The following is an 18,687-nucleotide window of genomic DNA, read 5'->3' on the forward strand; positions in this document are numbered from 1 at the left end:
GAGCAGGGTAACTTAAACGTAACAAGAAGCACAAGGAAAGTAAGGGAGGCTATGATTATGCTATGGGAAATAGGGGTTTTGATAGCAGCAATTGCTTTTGCAATACTCGTTTATTATGTGATAGAGGCGCTTAGATCGCTTAAGTATTCTCTAGATGAGATGAGGGTAACTTTAGTCGAAGTGAAGCATGAGATATCGGCAATCGGTACAGAGGTGAAGGGCGTCGTTCAAACGACAAACTCTGTTGCAGATGATGTAAATATGAAGCTCAAATCGCTTGATTCGCTGTTTGGCTCGCTGGATGATGTGGGCCATGTCGTTCAGGAAGCGACCTCGGCGGTTAAGGAATCGGCTGTCGCACTCATTTCCTCTGTGAAAACGGGGCAGAAGCTGCGGAAAGAAAGAGCCGTCGTACAAGCCAAAGCGGAAGCAGCAAAGCCGAAAGTGGCAGTGAATAGCACGAAGACGGAATTAATTGCCCAAGGAGCAACGCTTGCGGCGAAGGTGCTGCAGATGCTTGTAGAGCGTAAAGCCAATACGGCAGCAGCAGATAACGTATCCAGGCCAGCTGCTATGCATAATACAGCTTCTAGCAGACAGTAAACAGATCTTTTGCAGCATGACGTACAGAACTTAACATTTTACTGTAGAAAGGAAAGAATGGCTGATATGAAAACATCGGTGCAGTTGACAATTCCAGCGGAGGCAGATTATCTCGATATCGTAAGATTGACCTTATATGGTCTTGCCGTTAAATTAGGTTTTGAATATGAGCAAATTGAAGATATGAAGGTAGCTGTGGGCGAGGCGTGCAATAACGCGATTATACATGGCTATGAGCATCGCGGCTCGGGCGAGCTTCATGTGAGTTTTGAACAGCAGCTTGACGGCTTGAAAATTTGCGTTCGTGACAATGGAACCAGCTTTAATTATGAACAGGCTGTTAACCGTACAGCGGGAGCGCTTCATGCGACGAGGCTTAGCGAGGCTCCAATTGGCGGACTTGGTTTGTATATGATGCAAGCGCTCATGGATCATGTGGAAGTGAATACGACTAGCGGTACGGAGGTCATTCTTACAAAACTGCTTGGCAGAAAAGAGGAGATGGCATGAGTACAAAACCCTCCTCCAAAGCTCCAAGCGAAATAGCCGCATTCATGCAAACCTACCGAAATGAAGGTTGTAATGAAGCGGCTACGGCGCTTCTGGTGCATTATGAGGATATCGTTCGGATGGCTGCTGGCAAAATGTCTCGCAGCCGCCCGGATTTATATGAGGATTTATATCAAGTAGGCCAAATGTCGTTGCTGCGGCTCTTTAAACAATATGACCCTTCAATCGGTATCCCGTTTGAAGGTTATGCGATGAAAAGCGTCATTGGCAACTTGAAAAATTATTTGCGTGACCGCTCTTGGTATATTCAAGTGCCTAGACGTGTAAAGGAAAAGGGCAGCATGCTTCAGCATGCGATTGATGAGCTGACGGTAAAGCTGGAACGCTCGCCGAAAGTGGAGGAAATCGCCGCCCATCTGGAGCTTACGCAGGAAGAGACGATTGAAATTTTGGCAGGACGTGATTATTATCATTACACATCGCTTGATACGCCGTTGACGAGCGAAGGGGATGGCGCTTCTATTGGCGATCTCATTGCGAATCCGTCCGATGAATTTAAAGCGCTTGATATGAAGCTGGATATAGGAGAAGCAATGAAAAGTCTCAAGGAAGAAGAACAGACCGTCATCCATTTAATCTATCAGGAAGGCCAGTCGCAGCGAATGATAGCCGATAAGCTGGGCGTTTCGCAAATGAGCGTTTCCCGTATTCAGAAGCGTGCGATTGAGAAGCTGCGGGCATGGCTGTAGGTTTCTCCGCGTGCCTCGTTTCCTTGCCATACTCTTAGCAATGATGATAGAGTTGTAGGGATGGTGGGAATGGAGGAATGACTTATTTGGCGTTCGATGCGCTTTACGATAAGAGCGAAAATCTTATTAGGCTACCTTAGCATTCTATTATGCTTAGCTGTTGCGATTGTCATTATTGTAACCCGGATAAACGCTTTGCAGAGCGAAATCAATTTTGTCGCTGATCATGATATTGCCGTTCATGAAATGGTCGATCAACTTGAAATCAATATGCTGGATATGCAAAATGGGCAGCGCGGCTACGTCATTAGTGGTGACGAGAAGTATTTGGTTCCTTATAACGATGCCATTTTAGTATGGGGGAGCAATTATAATACGCTGCATGAGCTATTGAGTGATAATCCTGCCCAACAGGCCAATTTGGAGGAAATTAAAGGGAATATTGAGCAATGGGGCAAGTTTGCAGGTCAGCCCGTTGTTCAACTGCGTAAAGAAAACAAGATGGATGCGATCAGGACCTATTACGCGAGCGATTTGGGCAAGGAAATTGTGGAAAAGGTTCGTACCCAGCTGGATCAGCTTCGTACTTCGGAGAAGGAGCTTACGAAGCAAAGGGTGGAGACGCTCTCACAAAATAATGTCAATTTGCAATACGTATTATTTATTGCATTTGCGTTAGTGACGATAAGCGCGATCGCTGCTGCTATGTTCGTCTCAGGCGCCATCGTTCGTACGATTAGGGATGTCAAACATACGATTCGCAGCATCATTGCTTCAGACGGCGATATTAATGAGCGTATTCGCGTGAATACGAAGGATGAAATTCGCGAGCTGGCCGAGGCGACCAATGAATTGCTGGACAACGTCAATGAAGAAAGCTGGGTACAGAAGCGTACCGTGGAGGTAGCGGATATGTATCAGGGCTTTAAGCATATTGCTGATCTGTCCGAAGCGTTTGTCTATCAAGTAACACCGATGCTGGATGCTACTTATAGCGCCATTTATTTGCGCCATGTCCAAAATGGTGTGACTACCTATGTGAAAACGGCTTCCTTTGCCGGACATGACCATGCAATAGAAGCAGCTGTAAGCTTCAAGCCTGGAGAAGGTATTGCAGGCCAATGTGTCGTTGACAAACGGCTGTATCATTTGACAGATTTGCCGATGGGATATGTTAAAGTCCGCTCTTCCTTAGGCGAGGCTTCTCCTCGCAGCTTGCTTGTGGCTCCTGTTTTCTTCGAGGGTAAAGTATTGGCGGTTGTAGAGTTTGCCTCTTTAGGAAGCTTCGAAGATAAGCATCTTACGCTTATTAAAGCGCTGCAGGAAAGCCTTGGCGTAGCTATAAACAGCGTCGTAGGCCGTATGGAAATCGAGCGTCTGCTCAATGAATCACAAATGCTGACCGAGGAGCTGCAGGCGCAGTCCGAAGAATTGCAGGCACAGTCTGAGGAAATGCAAATGCAGCAGGAGCAGCTGCGCCTGACGAATGACTATTTGCAGGAGCAGCGGGACTTGGCCGAGCAGCGCAATACCCAGCTGGAGCAGACGAAGCATGAGCTTGAGGATTATTCCGAGAAGCTTGTGCAGAGCTCGCAGTATAAGACGGATTTTCTGGCCAATATGTCGCATGAGCTGCGTACGCCGCTTAACAGCATTTTGATTTTGTCGCAGATGCTTTATGAGAATGAAAATAAGACGATGACGGAGGAAGAGCAGCATTATTCCCACGTCATCCATTCGGCGGGCAAAGATTTGCTTAGCCTGATCGACGATATTTTGGACTTATCGAAAATCGAAGCCGGCAAGCTGGAAGTGACGATTGACGATGTCAATATGACTGAAATTCCAATGCTGATGCGCCAGTTATTCGATCCCGTAGCGGAGAAAAAACAGCTTTCCTTCGTTACTGTCTTCGATGAGCAAGCACCGCCTATTATCTCGACGGACGGTCACCGGTTGCAGCATATTTTGAAAAATCTGCTGTCCAATGCGTTTAAGTTTACAGATAGCGGTTCCGTGCGCCTCAGTATTTCTTCTGTGGAACAAGCACGAATGCTGGAGCTGTATAATGGCGAGGCGCCATCCGATACGATGATTGCCATTTCGGTAACCGACAGCGGTATTGGCATTTCGCCAGACAAGCAAGCGATTATTTTCGAAGCGTTCCAGCAAGCCGATGGGACGACGAATCGCCAATATGGCGGTACGGGCCTAGGCTTATCCATCTGCCGTGAATTTACCCGCCTGCTTGGAGGCAGGCTGCAGCTTGAGAGCGTGGAGGGCGAGGGAAGTACGTTTACGTTGTATTTGCCAAGCTTAAGTGAAGAATTTGCAGCATTCAGTCAGGAAATGCTGAATAGCCGTGATCAGTCGGCGGCTGGTGCCAATACCGTAATATGGCTTACCTCTGATGATGCTGGAGGCGACTCTAAGAAACTGGAGGGTGAAGTGCTTAGCGAGGAAGAGGCGGCGCAGCTAAAAGCTCATATAGAGGATACGCGGCTGTTTGAGGGGAAAAGGGTGCTGCTCGTTGATGACGACGACCGCAATGTATTTGCGCTCAAGACGGCGCTTACCAGTAAAGGGGTTATTGTAGAATCGGCCAGCAACGGCAAGCTCGGCCTGGAGCTTTTGAATAAACAACCTGATTTTGATATTATTCTTATGGATATTATGATGCCGGTTATGGATGGATTGGAAGCTATACGCAGCATTCGCAGCAATCCGGTGCTGAAAGAGCTGCCGATTATTGCGCTCACAGCGAAAGCAATGAGAAATGATCGGGAGCGCTGCATGCAGGCGGGCGCTTCGGATTATATTAGCAAGCCGCTCCAAATAGAACAGCTCTACTCGCTGCTGCGCGTATGGATGACGAAGCAGGAGGGCCGATGAATCAAGAAGTGGAGAACGTAGAGCTGGAATTATTTTTAGAAGGCATCTACCGTTATTATGGATTTGACTTTCGGCATTACATTCGTTCGTCTCTCTTGCGCCGGATTCAAAATCGGTTGCGTATTGAAGGCATTCCTACGATTACAAGATTGCTTGATCAGGTGCTTCGGGATAAAGATATGCTGGATAAGGTGCTGCATGATTTCTCCATTAGAGTAACCGAGATGTTTCGGGACCCTGGGTTTTTCCGCGCCTTGCGCCAAGAGGTGATTCCTTATTTGCGAGGGCTTCCGGAAATAAGAATATGGCATGCTGGCTGTGCGACAGGCGAAGAGGTTTATTCTATGGCGATTTTGCTCAAGGAGGAAGGCCTCACGCAGCGCAGCAAAATTTATGCGACCGATATGAGCGAGAGCGCGATTGAGAAGTGCCAGCGCGGCGCATATCCGCTAAAGCAAATGCAAATTTATACGAAAAACTATATGGAAGCGGGCGGAATGATCGCCTTTTCCGAATATTATCAAACGGATCATCAATTTGCTTATTTTTTGCCGGAGCTGCGGGATAATATTATGTTCGCCCAGCATAATTTGGTGACGGACGGCTCGTTCAATGAATTTCATCTAATCATTTGCCGCAATGTGATGATTTATTTCGACACAACCTTGCAGCAGCAGGTCCATAAGCTGTTTTACAGCAGTTTGGCGGCGGAGGGATTTCTTGGATTGGGAAATAAAGAGTCCATTGTCCAGCTCGATAAGCATTTGCAATATGTCGAATTTAATCCGAATGAGCGGATCTATCGCAAAGCAACATTAGGCGGAGAGGCCGCAAAATAGGCTTTATAATGAAAAGAGCGGCTTGTCTGCTCTTTTTTTGTGTTATATAATTTTTTTGCCAATAGGTAAAAAAGGCAGGGATGCTATCAAAGATTGTCGAATACTTTAGGAGAAATGGGCTAGTGATGAATTTTCGAAGCTTTGAGGTGCAGGAATGAGAGAAGTATTGAGATACGCAAGGTTCATCGTATTATTCTTCGTTTTATCCATCTGTTTAATGGTTCCTCGAGCTTTTGCGAGCCCTCCTCCTCCACCAATAACATATATTGATCAGTGGTATATTCAATGGCTAGATGAGGCAAGTCAGGAGCCGGTGCTCGCAGATGTGATGGATCAGGAGCACAGTGATAGATGGATCTTGGCAACAGGCAATGATCGGCTAACCGCTAAGCCGGAAGGCTTTAACTCCGCCTGGATCAAGATTGAGGTTCCTGAGTTGAATTGGGAAAACCCAGGTATAATGCTGGACGTGAACTTTGCGCAGCAAATTCGTATTTTTAATGATGGTTATCTTATTTATGAGGATGAGCGAAACTACGGTTATGAGACGAACAATATTTTGCTGAAGCTGTCTCCTCATTATTACAATAAGCCGATATACATTTATCTAAAAGGCAATGCAGATGCAAGCTCGCTCGGAATCGATGGGAGCGTGAAGCTTGGCGATTTCCAAAGCATGAATTCTAAATATTTGCAGAAAAATATTTTGGATATTATTTTAGGCGGCACGCTTGTATTTGTATCGATTTCATTGCTAATATGCATGCTGTTTGTGAATAAAATATATTGGCCAGGCTGGAATTCGTTATGTCTCCTCATGCTGTCGATTGGGGTAATGACATTGACGATTTCCCCGTATTTGTATGCGTTTTTCGGCAAATCCAGCCGGGTGTATTATTATTTGTTTGATATATCCTCGACGTTTATTATGACTTGGATCTTTTTATTTTTTGAGCAAATCATTAGTAAGGGCACAAGCCGGATCTTAAAATATTGCTTGCGTGTCCAATTAGTCATCTCTATTGGCAGCTTCGCATGGCTGCTGCTGAGCGTCCTGCTAGGCGGAAGGATCTTGCATTATTATGAGAGCATCGTCCCACTCATCTTCGCTTCGTCCGTCATGATCGGCAATATCATTTTGATCTCGGTGCTTGCTTTTTATTGTGTGAAGCGAAACCGGGAAAGCATTATTATTTCGGCAGGCTTTGCGCTGTTTGCGCTAACCGTGGTGTCCGAGCTGGTCATTTATTTTACGCAAAAAGATTATGAAATGTTTTATTGGAAATGGGGAACGCTGTTTTTCATCTTTTCTTTAATTGTGGTGTTGATCCGGCGGATCATTAATAATTATGAGCAAATGCTGCTGTACTCCCGAAAGCTGGAAGTCTTCAATAATGAGCTGCAGCGTTCGGAGAAAATGGAAATTATTAGCCAGCTCGCCGCATCGGTTGCACATGAAGTGCGCAATCCGCTTCAGGTGACACGCGGCTTTCTCCAGCTAATTGGCCACCGTTCCGCTGACCAGAAGGATAAAAACTATATGCTGCTTGCTATCGACGAATTGGATCGGGCTTCCAGCATCATTACGGACTTCTTGACCTTTGCCAAGCCTCAGGTTGAAATGACGACGATATTGAATATAGCCGAGGAATTGGGACAAATTGAAGCGATTTTATCTCCGCTAGCTACAATCCAAGGTGGAGAATTGCGGGTAGAGTCGAATTTTGAACTGTATGTGCGGGGGAATTCCTCTAAATTCAAGCAAGCGATTATTAATATTGTGAAAAATAGCATCGAAGCGCTGCCGACAAAGGGAAGCATCGACATTATTGCCTATCAGGAAGATTCTACCGTCATTATTCGCATTAGCGATAATGGAGTCGGGATGGAAGAGAGCGAGCTGGAAAGATTGGGCGAGCCGTATTTCTCCAATAAGTCCAAAGGTACGGGGCTTGGGCTGATGGTGACCTTCCGCATTATCGAAGTGATGAACGGCCGGATCTATTTTAACAGTATTAAAGGAGTAGGCACGGAAGCGTTCGTAAGTTTGCCTATAGCAGAAATTCAATAAAAGCGCCTTGCCGTCCCGGCAGGGCGCTTGATTTATGACTGTACGTAGAGGTTTACTTCCAAGGTGGTGATGCGACAGCCGCTTGGGAGCTATCAGCAGGGCTGACAGGAATAACGAGATAGTAGCTGTTAGTTTGTTCTTCTACTGCTTTTACTTCAACGCCTTCTGGAATTTCAACTTGAAACGCCTCTTTAATAGCGGCACGTGGATCAGCAAGGAGCTGCTTCTTGAAAGCCTCATCTTCCCATGCTTTCTGAATAATTTGCTGTCGTAAATTGTTTTCGCTGCTCATACTTTTCCACCTTTCTAGTATTATGTATAAGTTCCATTTACATATTGTAACATGAAATTTCGACAAAAACTACTATATATTTTCAGAAAATACTGTTGAAAATAAGCATATTTTGGCGAATTTCGTCATGCTAGTGTTTGAAAAAGTCCGCCTTCCATTTGTTTTTGTCGAGCTAGCTCTATATTTTGGGCATCCTTTGCGAGGGAAGCGGTGATGGAGGCATGAAATGCCAGCAAATGACCAGCCTTAAGGCCTAATTGTTGATGGGCTTGCTCAAATTGGCAAGCGAGCTCCGCATAGTCCGTTAGTAGCCCCTGTACATATATTGCTTTCCTTAATTTACTGACTGTAATAGGCGACTGCTCCGGCCATTTATCCATGAAAAACGCTAGTAATCCGTTATAGCTTCCATCTGCCAGATCAGCTTCCCAATCCGTCCAATCATCGGCCATCTGAAGCGCTACGAGTACATAATCAACAGCTCGTTCCACTGCTGGTATGAAGGCTTGCTGGCCCGAGAGGAGCAGGGCTCCGGTGCTGGCTATTTTCACGAGGGACGACTTTAAAGCGGTGCGAAGCGGATCGGTATTAAAATAATCTTCAGCGGACTCCTGGGCCACGCCAATCGACCAATCGGCCATGTAGCGGCCGTAATACTCCCAAAACCTAGAGTCAGAGGTGTGAAGACAGTGCAGAACACCGTACATCTGCGTATAAAATAAATGGCTCAAAGCCAGCTTCTGTCTGCTCTCCGCACTCCCCGAATCCATCACTTCATCCACAATGAAAAAATGCAGCATGCCGAATACATTGGCAAGCGCAAGCTGCTCGCATTGCTCCTCGGTCACAGAGGCCATTTCCGTCATCCAATAGGGCAGCAAATAGCCGATATAGTTCTGGTTGCCGCTGCGATGCAGAGGATTAATATGCGTGATATATGCTTGTCCCGTTTGATTTAGCGGTTCGGGAAATTTTGCCGTTATTTGCTGTGCTTTGGTGAAAACAGCTTGCAGACTGGATTCAAAAGGAGTGATAAATGGCATGGGATCATAGTCCTCTTATCTTGATATAATAGGCTTAAAGGCTTATAAAATAATATGTTTTCCAGTATTATACTTTGTTTTGGCGGTTGAAGATAGAGGGGAAGTTAAGTAAAATGTAGAAACTTGGAACTTTTTTATGGAAAAACGATAAAAAGAGCGCGGCGATTGCCGAAGGGAGGCGCGAATGGGACAAAACGGGCTTTTAATGAAACCAGTCGTTCCGATTTTGCGAATTTTTGATGAAGCACATGCTAAAGCGTTTTATATGGATTTTCTCGGCTTTCGGCTGGATTGGGAGCATCGTTACGAGGCGAATTTTCCATTGTATATGCAAGTATCTAATGGCTGCTGTGTGCTGCACTTATCCGAGCATCATGGCGACAGCTGCCCCGGCGCAGCTATTCGTATTGAAACGAGCCAAATTGAAGCCTATCATACCCGTCTGCTGGAAAAAGAGTACCGTTACGCCAAGCCTGGACTGGAACGAACGCCATGGCACACACTCGAATGCGTCGTGACGGATCCGTTCGGCAATCGGCTGCTTTTTTATGAAAACCAAATGAAATAAGCCATACAAGTGGGCCTGAATCATTCCGCCGTATGGCTTTTTCTATTTAGAATATAACGGCGACAGCCAGTCAGCGATAATGTTCATCCAGCTTTTGCCGCTGCAGCAGCACGCGTGCCTCATCAGCTGGAATCGGGCGCGAGAACAAGTAGCCTTGCAGACGCTCGCATTTGAGCTCGGCCAGCATTTCCAGTTGGGACACGACCTCGACCCCTTCGGCCAAAACATCAAGCTGGAGGCTGTGGGCAAGCCTGATAATGGAATGGACAATCGAAATATCAGGCGTGACGTTGATCATATCGCGAATAAAGGACTTGTCGATTTTCAGTGTATCAATCGGGAGCTTTTGCAAATAATGCAGCGAGCTGTAGCCTGTTCCAAAATCATCAATGGCGATGCTCACGCCGAGCGTCTTGAGCCGGTTCAGCTTGTTGATGACCTGGTCGGCACCTTGCAGGCCGATGCTCTCGGTAATTTCCAGCTCCAGCAAATGAGGAGGCAGCTTCGTTTCGAATAAAATATGCCGGATCGTCTCGAATAGGCTGTCATCCTCAAATTGCTTCATCGATATATTAACCGCAATTGTTACCGGCATCAGTCCTTCATCTATCCAGCGCTTCTGCTGCTCACAGGCTCGGCGCAGCACCCATTCGCCGAGCTGGATAATCATGCCTGTTTCCTCAGCCAGGGGAATAAACTCCAACGGGGAAATGAGTCCCCGCTCCGGCATGTTCCAGCGGACAAGCGCCTCAAAGCCAGAGATTTTCCCTGTGCTCGCTTCAACCTGCGGCTGATAAAACAGCGTCAGCTGCTCCTGCTCCAAAGCGATCGCGAGCTGCTTCTCCATCGTAGTGCGGCGAACGATAGATTCATTCATTTCCGAGGTGAAGAAGAGATAGTTGTTTTTCCCCTGCTCCTTCACTCGGTACATGGCGATATCAGCAAACTGAATCAGCTGCTCGGACGATGTGCCATGGTCGGGATATAGGCTGATGCCGATACTTGCTGTGGATAGCAGTCGATTGTTGTCGTAGATGATGGGTACGGCGATTTCGTCAAGTATTCTTCCTGCCAACTGCTCGGCCTCTTGGGCCCCTGCATGATTCAGCAAAATAATAAACTCATCTCCACTGAGCCGGGCAATCGTGCCGCTGTCTCCCACGCACTTGCCCATAAGCAGCGCGGTTTGCTCCAGCAAAAAATCGCCAGCCCGGTGGCCAAGCGTATCATTAATGAGCTTAAAGCGATCCAAATCGACGAAAAGCACGGCGAATTGCCTGTCGATGCATGTGCTGCATTGCGCCAAAGTTGCGGTCAGCGTCTCGAAAAACGAATGGCGGTTCGGCAAGCCCGTCAAGGAATCGAAATAAGCGATGCGGGAAATCGTCTCCATCGATTGTTTTTGCGCGGTCACATTTTGGGCCACGATGTAGAACCCGGCGAGCTGCTCCTCGACAATAATGGGAATGACTGTTGCATGCAAATAAACAAGCTCGCCCGTTTTATTTGTAATCGACGTTTCCTGATGAATAGTCCGTCCTTCATGGACTTTCTCGAGCAGCTGCTGAAGCTGCCAAGCCTCCACATCGTTGATCAATTCGCCAACCGAATGTCCGATAAGCTCAGATGCGCAGTGGCCAGTGACCGTCTCAAAGGCCGAATTGACGCTCAGCAGCGTCCCTTTCAAATCAAACCACAGAACGATATCCGGATTATGCTCAAAAAGCGATTTAAAGCGCTGCTCGCTTACTTCCAGGCGCTTCTCATGCCATTTGCTGAGCGTAATATCGTGGACGACGAGCATAAAGCCGAGCGGCATACCTCGAAAGGAGCGAAGCGCCTTGCCGACGATTCGCACGATGCTTCCGGCTTTTCCTTCGCCTGGCTTCAGCCACAGCTCTTGGACAATATCCTGCTCCCCTTGCAGCAAGCGGTTCAGGGGCTGCTGATCGGAAGGGAGCGGTATAGCCCCGTTTATTTTAAAATAAAGCGGGTAAATGCTGTCCTTAGCTGCCGCTGTAGCGAGAAAACCGTATTTTTCCGCTACGTGGTTGCTCATAACGAGTTGTCCATCTGTATGATAAATGACGATGCCTTCATTCATATGATTAAAAAGCAGCCTGCTTATCGGTCGTATAAGCTTGCCGATACCAGGCCGATAAATGGTTTTTGCAATATGTTGGGTGATAGACAAGGGCTGCTGACACTTCCTCATGAGGTTAATTTAAGTTTATGTTATGTTCGTTGAGAATAATTGTCAACGATTTCCCTCCTGCTGGTCGCTTGCTTAGAAAAGCGGAAAAGCTAAGTGCCATCATTGCCATAAAAATATAATTGACAATGATTCTCAATAGGAATATACTTCGCAATAGAATAAATTCACACGACGTGGATCATTAAAAGGGGATATTTCGAATGAACTGGAAGTTACTCGCAATTTCATTATCTTGTGCAAGTTTATTAATTCTTTCGGCTTGCGGATCTGATACCGCTACCAATACAAAAACAGACAATGGGGCAGCAGCAACGAATACAGCTGCAGAATCGCCGGCAGCGTCGGAATCTCCAGCTGCTACAGTAGCGCCTGCCACGGAAGAGGAATGGCAGCCTGTTCTTGATGAATATCGCGCCTTTACGATTAAAGAGGCGGATTCGCTCGTTATTGAAACTGAAAAATTCGTCAATGCCGTTAAAGCGGGCGATATCAGGGCGGCGAAGCAGCTGTATGCGCCATCGAGAATGTATTATGAAAGAATCGAGCCAATTGCTGAAGCTCTGGGCGATTTTGACCCGCATATTGATGCCCGTGAAAATGATGTCGATGAGAAGGAATGGAGAGGCTTCCACCGTATCGAGAAAATTTTATGGGAAGAAAATACGACAAAAGGCGCTGAAGGTTATGCCGACACGCTGCTTGAGGATATCAAGCTGCTTCGCGCTTTGATGGAGACGGTTGAAATCGAGCCAAGCCTGCTCGTTACGGGAGCTGTTGAGCTGCTGAACGAAGTATCCTCCTCTAAAGTAACCGGCGAGGAAGAGCGTTATTCGCATACGGACTTGTATGATTTTGTTGCGAACGTGGAAGGGGCAGAGAAAATTTATGAGCTGCTTCAGCCGCAGCTGAACAAGCATGACGCCGCGCTGGAAACGTTGATTGGCACAAGCTTCAAAAATCTTGATGATGCGCTTGCTGTTTATAAAGATGGCGATGGCTATAAATCTTATCTGGATTTGAAAGAAGAAGATACGAAGAAGCTGAGCCAGCTGCTCGACGCTTTGGCAGAACCGCTTTCACAAATGGGCAAAATTTTGGGGGCTTAATGTTATGAGTTCTACTACTAACAACGATGACCAACAGAAGCATAATCAGAAGCAGGCTGGCGACAGCGTGCTGGAAAAACCGATGAGCCGCAGGGATTTACTGCGGCTCATGGGCGTTGGTGGGGCTGGTTTGCTGGTCGGTGCGACTGGCGTAGGCGGCATCATGCAGGCAGCGAGCAAAAGCCTGTCCGTCGCAACGACGACAGGGGCCGAAGCGGGAGCAAGTGGAGATGTGCTGCCGTTTTATGGCGCTCATCAGGCAGGCATTGCGACGCCGTCACAGGATTTTATATTATTTGCCGCTTTTGATCTGACGGCAGCTTCAATAGATGATGTGCGTACATTGTTTCAAGCATGGACAGCCGCATCGGCTGCGATGACGCAAGGAACGATGATTGGCACGGACAATAACAATCTGAATCTGCCGCCATCTGATACGGGCGAAGCCGCAGGCCTGTCGCCTTCCAAAACAACGATTACGTTCGGTGTTGGGCCGAGCTTTTTTGATGGACGCTTCGGGCTGTCAGGCAAGAAGCCATCGTCGCTTGAGGACCTTCCGGCATTTGGCGGCGATGAGCTGCAGCCTGAATGGTGCGGTGGCGATATTGGCGTGCAGGTGTGCGCGAATGATATGCAGGTCGCTTTCCATGCCATTCGCAATTTGACGCGTATCGCACGGGGCAAGGCGGTGCTGCGCTGGACGGCAGAAGGGTTTCAACGCACCTCTGGCGCCGATAAGCAGGGCGCGACACCACGCAATTTAATGGGCTTCAAGGATGGTACCGCGAACCCGGATACGAGCGATGAGGCACAGATGAAGCAAGTCGTCTGGGCTTCGGCTGATGACGGCGTGCCGTGGATGGCGGGCGGAAGCTATATGGTCGTCAGAAGAATCCGCATGCGAGTAGAGGTGTGGGATCGCTCAACGCTGTCTGACCAAGAGGCAACCTTCGGACGACACCGGGAGAGCGGTGCTCCAATTGGCAGCCTGAAGGAGTTTGACACCGTTGATGTTAACAAAAAGGATGAGAGCGGCAAGCCGGTCATTCCAGCTAACTCGCATCTGGCACTTGCTAGAGGGGACGGCTCTTTGAAAATATTGCGCCGCTCCTACTCCTACTCCAGCGGTCTGGACAATCGGACCGGTCAGCTGGATGCGGGGCTGCTGTTCATTTGCTATAACCGCGATACGAGCAAGCAGTTTATCCCGATGCAGACGAAGCTCAGCCGCATGGACAAGCTGAATGAATATATCGTGCATACGGGCAGCGCCGTGTTTGCTTGTTTCCCTGGCGTTAGCGAGGGCGGCTATATTGGAGAGACGTTATTGTAGCGGGAGAGAGGGGAAGCGGCATATGGTTTTAGGTAGAAGCCGTTACAGCATAGGCTGGAAGTGGCTGGGCATTATCGTCATTTTGGCGTCGATAGCTTTAGGAGCGATCGGCGTAAGGCCAGCTTTTGCAGAAACGTCCAGCGATTTGGATAAGCTGCTTCCGCTCGTTGGCGGAGCGCTTGCGGCGGCAAGCCAGAGCGACTGGGAGCAGGCATCCGGTCATATAAAAGAAGCAAATGAACGTTGGAAGCAGCTAAACGTGAAAAAATCAGATTTATCAGCCGATGTCGATTCCGCGCTGGCTCATGCGATCGTGCTGTTGGATGAGGCAGACAACAAGCCGGATGAAGCCAAAGCTTCCTTATCCGAGCTGGCGAAAGCGATTAATAAATATGTGAAAAGCGTCCAGAAGGACGATCAAGCTAAGCTGACCGGCAAGGAAGCCGCGAAGCAGCTTCTGCCTATGGCAACGAAGCTGCTGATCGAAATTCAAGGGGAGCAATGGGTGAAGGCGAGCGCGAATTATAAGACGATTAACGATAATTGGCTGACGATTGAACCTGCGATTCGCTCGGAAAACTTCACCGTTTACGGCAAGCTGGAGACGGCCATGAGCATGATCCGAATTGCGCTTCAGGCCGAGCCGCCGCGTGCGGAGCAAGCCGAGACGGAAACGAATGCGATGATTCAACTGATTAATGACTACATTGCTGGCAAAATCGATGCAGCCTCTGCACCTGCGGAAAAGCTGGGTATTGCTGACCTGATTGCGATCGTTGATAAAGCGGCAAAAGACATAGCCGCAGGCAATTTGAATGAGGCCGATGGCCAAATGCAAGCCTTCATTTCAAAATGGCCTTCGGTCGAGGGGCAGGTGCAAATTCGCTCTGCTGATGCTTATACGAAAATCGAAATTAAAATGACGGCGGTATCGGGCTATTTGCTCTCCAATCCGCCAGTACCAGATAAAGCCCAAGCGGTAATTGCCGAAATCAGAGAAATACTCGCTCCGATGGTGGAGGAAACGCGTTATACTGCTTGGGACGCTGGAATGATTTTGCTCCGCGAGGGGCTTGAGGCGATTCTCGTGCTTGCGGCCCTGCTGGCTTATTTGAAAAAATCGGGCAATGAGTCGAAGCGCGTCTGGGTATGGTCCGGCGTCTGGGTCGGCCTGCTGCTGAGCGCTGTTATGGCTGTGCTGCTCACCTATGCCATTGCTCAGGCGGCGGCTGGCAGCGCGCGAGAAGCGATTGAGGGCATCGCCGGTCTTGTTTCCGTTATCTTGATGATCACGGTCGGTAATTGGCTGCACAGCAAAGCGAATTTGCGCAGCTGGAACAGCTATATTGACAACAAGATGGGCAGTGCCATTGCGCGCGGCAGTCTGTGGTCCCTGTTCGCTGTATCGGCGCTTGCCATTATGCGGGAAGGGGCGGAGACGACGATTTTTTATGTCGGCATGGCACCTTCCATTGATCCATTACAAATGATTTTAGGGATCGGCGTAACGTTTCTGCTGCTCGTGGCGATTGCTTTCGTCATAATTCGCTTCAGCACGAAGCTGCCCATTCGCCCCTTTTTCATTGTGGCATCGGTGCTCATTTATTATTTGGTGTTCCGTTTTATGGGAGAAAGCATTCACTCGCTGCAGGTCGCTGCCTGGCTGCCTACACATGCGGTAAGCGAGCTGCCTGCTATTGGTTTCCTTGGTTTTTATCCGACGCTGGAGACGGCGCTTACGCAGCTTGCGGTATTGCTGGTCATTATCGTTATGTTCGTGTGGCAGCAGGTGAGAAGAAAAGCTTAGTTAGCCATTATAACTATTTTGCGAACAATCTAAAGCGGATGCTTGCCTTTGTGGCGGGCATCCGCTTGCTGTTTGGCGTCATGACTATTGGTTTAATAGGGAATATGATAAACTAATAACAACCCAGATAAAGGTGGAGAAAACGATGAAGGCTCAAACGATGCTTATATCCGCACTGCTGTTTGCATTCGTTATTGCGTTGTTTGCCGTAATAAATGTCAATTCGGTGCAAGTTAATTTTATGTTTGCGCAGACTCAAATTCCGCTCATCCTCGTCATTCTCGCTTCGACGCTCCTTGGCGGATTAGTGATTGGATTATTTGGAATGGTGCGTGTATTCCGTTTGCAGCGCCAGGTTAAGCTGCTGAATAAACAGGTGAATGAATTAACAGCTGAGGTGGAAAAAAAGGCAAAGCCGGAGCTCAAGCCATTCAGCATCGATGAGATTGCTGCTCCTCAGGCGCGGACGTCCGTAGATCATTAATGGCTCGTTATTTATACAGCTACAGCTGTCATGAAGAGGAATTGGAGCTATGCCGTCTGGAGCTTAGCCGCTTGCTGGATGCTCCGCTTAGCGATGGCTTTGTCGTGAGCGAGCATCGCGTTCATCCAAGCCGCAGTCCGTTTCTGAAGCGACGCGTTGAGCTTGCCCTTTCAGGAGCAAGTTTGCCGGAGCTTCTAGAGCAGCTGCCGCTTGTCGATTTGAATGGAGCGACATTCAAGGTGCTTTGCACAGTGGCGGATGCTCCATACAGCTATGAAGAGCAGCGCGGACTAGAGCGTTCCGTCGGTGCATCACTAATTGGCGTCGCGGACATGCGGCGGCCAGAGCGTCTGCTGGGCATTACCTTTTGGCAGCAGCGTTATTGGTTTGGCGACTGTGAGGAAGCGAGCGCAGTCTGGCTCGCCCATCGGCAGAAGCCGCAAAATTATTCAACAGCACTTGGCACAAGAGTGGCTCGGGCGGTAGTTAACATTGCCGCAGGGCCGAATGGCGAGGTGTTGAGTATGATCGATCCATGCTGCGGCATGGGCACCGTGCTGATTGAAGCGCTGTCGATGGGCATTGCGATTCGTGGCGTGGATCGCAATCCCCTTGCGGTGCGGGGGGCCCGGGTCAATCTTGCTCATTTTGGCTATAGTAAGGAGCTTGTTTCACTGGGCGATATGCGTGAGCTGGAGGGGCATTATGATGCGGCAATCGTAGATCTGCCATATAATTTATGTTCGGTCTTGCCGATTGGCGAGCAGCTTGATATGCTGGAAAGTGTAAGACGGCTTGCTGACCTTGCAGTCATTGTGACGACGGAGCCGATTGAAACGCAGCTTTCAGCCTCCGGCTTTAGCTCGGTAGATCGCTGCGAACTGCATAAGGGCGCTTTTACAAGATTTATTACGCTGGTTAAATAATAAAGCGAGGTGATAATATGTCGGACGTGGAGAACAAGGAAGTACAGGAGCAGCCTAAGAAGCTGACTCAAGCGGAGAAAGCCAAGCAATTGCTGGCTCAGAAGAAGCAAGGCAAAGCGGATGGCTTCGCACAAGGCGGCTTTTCAACAAACACGCAGCAAATGAAGAGCCAGAACACGAAGAAGGTCAACAATCAACGCAAAAAGATGGGCGTGTAGTCAGCTTTCAGCTGGGTGATGCCTCATCGTCTGAATAGCCTTTTGCTATGCTGGGAATGCAGCGTAGCGGGAGGCTTATTTTTAAATATAGGAAAGTATATGATTTTCCCATCCTTTCTCTATATTTCTACGCGAAACAGTAGCTTTGCCGCCAGAGGGCGGCTTCAGCCGTTTACGCTTGAAATACATCCATTTTTAAGTGGCCCGTGCAGGAATGAATCGCAGCTTCTTCCCGCATAATGTACCTATACCATATTTCTTTGCGATGGAGGGAGAAGCATGCTGGCAGCAGGTGGAGGAGCCGTTAACATATTTTTGCTGGCGGGTGTGGCTACGACGAAAAGTGCCTTTAACGCTTGCCGGGACAAGCTTGATCAATTATTTCGCGAATCGGGCGTTGAGCCGCGCATTCATATTTTGCATCCTTATGGCGACAATAGCCGCAGTCTATTTCGTCAGGTGCTTGAGGTGGGCAGCGATTTGACCAGCTTTATTGCAGCTGGACGCATCGGTGGGCAAATTGCCTACCGTCAAGTGAAGGAGAAGCTGCTGAGCGCTGATGAGCCGTCCTTGTTCATCGGGCATAGCGGCGGTGGAGCGGCAGCTTATCAGGCGGCGAAAATGCTCATGGAGCGCAATCTCATGAGCAATTTCCGCGTCGTACAGGTCGGCTCGCCGCGCAATCATATTGCGCCGCAGCTTAAAGATAAAGTGTGTTATTTGTATGCCGTAAACGAGGCAGGCAAGCTTAATGATCCCGTAAGCCGCATCGGCAGTTGGGGCGGCTGGGAGCGAAGCGCTTCAGGAGTGCCGCAATGGCAGCGAATGAAGCATGCGCCTGGCAAGGTTGAGCCGATACACGTCATCGGCGGGCATGCTCATTATTTCCGCCATCAGGAGGCGTTCCGGGATCAAGATGCGATCTGCAACCTCGATAAAACGATCGACCGCTTGCGGCTATGGTTGAAAGACTGGCACTGATGTTCTACACTGTAAGTAGTAGGGCTTGCGATTTTCAGTGGTTGAAACGG

17 protein-coding genes are annotated in these 18,687 nt (G+C 48.5%); 14 read left to right on the forward strand and 3 right to left on the reverse strand.

Annotated elements, in window-relative coordinates; translation table 11 throughout:
* Positions 1-57: 57 nt before the first annotated feature.
* The 6 genes from AC50Y5_RS25920 to AC50Y5_RS25945 all read left to right on the forward strand — a co-directional run bounded on the left by AC50Y5_RS25920 (position 58) and on the right by AC50Y5_RS25945 (position 7,664).
* Positions 58-603, forward strand: a complete 546-nt coding sequence (locus AC50Y5_RS25920; protein WP_494864166.1) for a DUF948 domain-containing protein — start codon at positions 58-60, stop codon at positions 601-603.
* Positions 604-660: 57 nt separating this feature from the next.
* Positions 661-1,113 (forward strand): anti-sigma B factor RsbW, encoded by a 453-nt coding sequence (gene rsbW, locus AC50Y5_RS25925; protein ID WP_056037167.1) that lies wholly within the window; start codon positions 661-663, stop codon positions 1,111-1,113.
* Positions 1,114-1,157: 44 nt separating this feature from the next.
* Positions 1,158-1,862, forward strand: a complete 705-nt coding sequence (locus AC50Y5_RS25930; RefSeq protein ID WP_235533193.1) for a sigma-70 family RNA polymerase sigma factor — start codon at positions 1,158-1,160, stop codon at positions 1,860-1,862.
* Between the two features lie 195 nt (positions 1,863-2,057).
* Complete coding sequence (locus tag AC50Y5_RS25935; RefSeq protein WP_494864167.1) at positions 2,058-4,754, forward strand: CHASE3 domain-containing protein; 2,697 nt, start codon at positions 2,058-2,060, stop codon at positions 4,752-4,754.
* The gene (locus AC50Y5_RS25940) at positions 4,727-5,593 is read left to right on the forward strand and encodes a CheR family methyltransferase (protein WP_056037160.1); all 867 of its coding nucleotides are present in this window, start codon (positions 4,727-4,729) and stop codon (positions 5,591-5,593) included. Before AC50Y5_RS25935 ends, AC50Y5_RS25940 begins: the two co-directional genes overlap by 28 nt.
* 154 nt (positions 5,594-5,747) lie before the next feature.
* On the forward strand, positions 5,748-7,664 hold the full coding sequence (locus AC50Y5_RS25945) for an ATP-binding protein (RefSeq protein ID WP_494864168.1): 1,917 nt from the start codon (positions 5,748-5,750) through the stop codon (positions 7,662-7,664).
* A gap of 52 nt (positions 7,665-7,716) precedes the next feature.
* Here AC50Y5_RS25945 and AC50Y5_RS25950 read toward each other — a convergent pair whose 3' ends face one another.
* Complete coding sequence (locus AC50Y5_RS25950) at positions 7,717-7,956, reverse strand: NHLP leader peptide family RiPP precursor (RefSeq protein ID WP_056037153.1); 240 nt, start codon at positions 7,954-7,956, stop codon at positions 7,717-7,719.
* A 125-nt stretch (positions 7,957-8,081) separates the two neighbouring features.
* Positions 8,082-8,999 (reverse strand): class 1 isoprenoid biosynthesis enzyme, encoded by a 918-nt coding sequence (locus AC50Y5_RS25955; RefSeq protein ID WP_494864169.1) that lies wholly within the window; start codon positions 8,997-8,999, stop codon positions 8,082-8,084.
* Between the two features lie 184 nt (positions 9,000-9,183).
* On the opposite strand from AC50Y5_RS25955, the gene AC50Y5_RS25960 reads away from it, so the two are divergent.
* The gene (locus tag AC50Y5_RS25960) at positions 9,184-9,567 is read left to right on the forward strand and encodes a glyoxalase superfamily protein (protein ID WP_056037147.1); all 384 of its coding nucleotides are present in this window, start codon (positions 9,184-9,186) and stop codon (positions 9,565-9,567) included.
* 70 nt (positions 9,568-9,637) lie between these two features.
* On the opposite strand, the gene AC50Y5_RS25965 is transcribed toward AC50Y5_RS25960, so the two are convergent.
* On the reverse strand, positions 9,638-11,761 hold the full coding sequence (locus AC50Y5_RS25965; protein ID WP_494864170.1) for a putative bifunctional diguanylate cyclase/phosphodiesterase: 2,124 nt from the start codon (positions 11,759-11,761) through the stop codon (positions 9,638-9,640).
* A gap of 221 nt (positions 11,762-11,982) precedes the next feature.
* On the opposite strand from AC50Y5_RS25965, the gene efeO reads away from it, so the two are divergent.
* The 7 genes from efeO (at position 11,983) to AC50Y5_RS26000 (ending at position 18,637) form a co-directional block, all read left to right on the forward strand.
* Complete coding sequence (gene efeO, locus AC50Y5_RS25970; RefSeq protein ID WP_056037142.1) at positions 11,983-12,888, forward strand: iron uptake system protein EfeO; 906 nt, start codon at positions 11,983-11,985, stop codon at positions 12,886-12,888.
* A gap of 4 nt (positions 12,889-12,892) precedes the next feature.
* On the forward strand, positions 12,893-14,221 hold the full coding sequence (gene efeB, locus AC50Y5_RS25975) for an iron uptake transporter deferrochelatase/peroxidase subunit (RefSeq protein WP_494864171.1): 1,329 nt from the start codon (positions 12,893-12,895) through the stop codon (positions 14,219-14,221).
* 22 nt (positions 14,222-14,243) lie between these two features.
* The gene (locus AC50Y5_RS25980; protein ID WP_494864172.1) at positions 14,244-16,028 is read left to right on the forward strand and encodes an FTR1 family iron permease; all 1,785 of its coding nucleotides are present in this window, start codon (positions 14,244-14,246) and stop codon (positions 16,026-16,028) included.
* A 145-nt stretch (positions 16,029-16,173) separates the two neighbouring features.
* Positions 16,174-16,512, forward strand: a complete 339-nt coding sequence (locus AC50Y5_RS25985) for a LapA family protein (protein ID WP_063892588.1) — start codon at positions 16,174-16,176, stop codon at positions 16,510-16,512.
* A complete protein-coding gene (locus AC50Y5_RS25990) occupies positions 16,512-17,438 on the forward strand; it encodes a TRM11 family SAM-dependent methyltransferase (RefSeq protein WP_056037137.1) in 927 nt (308 codons plus the stop codon). Before AC50Y5_RS25985 ends, AC50Y5_RS25990 begins: the two co-directional genes overlap by 1 nt.
* A gap of 17 nt (positions 17,439-17,455) precedes the next feature.
* Positions 17,456-17,656: a hypothetical protein gene (locus tag AC50Y5_RS25995; protein WP_046229059.1), complete on the forward strand. Its 201-nt coding sequence runs from the start codon at positions 17,456-17,458 to the stop codon at positions 17,654-17,656.
* 279 nt (positions 17,657-17,935) lie between these two features.
* On the forward strand, positions 17,936-18,637 hold the full coding sequence (locus tag AC50Y5_RS26000) for a hypothetical protein (protein ID WP_494864173.1): 702 nt from the start codon (positions 17,936-17,938) through the stop codon (positions 18,635-18,637).
* Positions 18,638-18,687: the final 50 nt, after the last annotated feature.

It is taken from the genome of Paenibacillus sp. JT22N7, assembly GCF_059383875.1.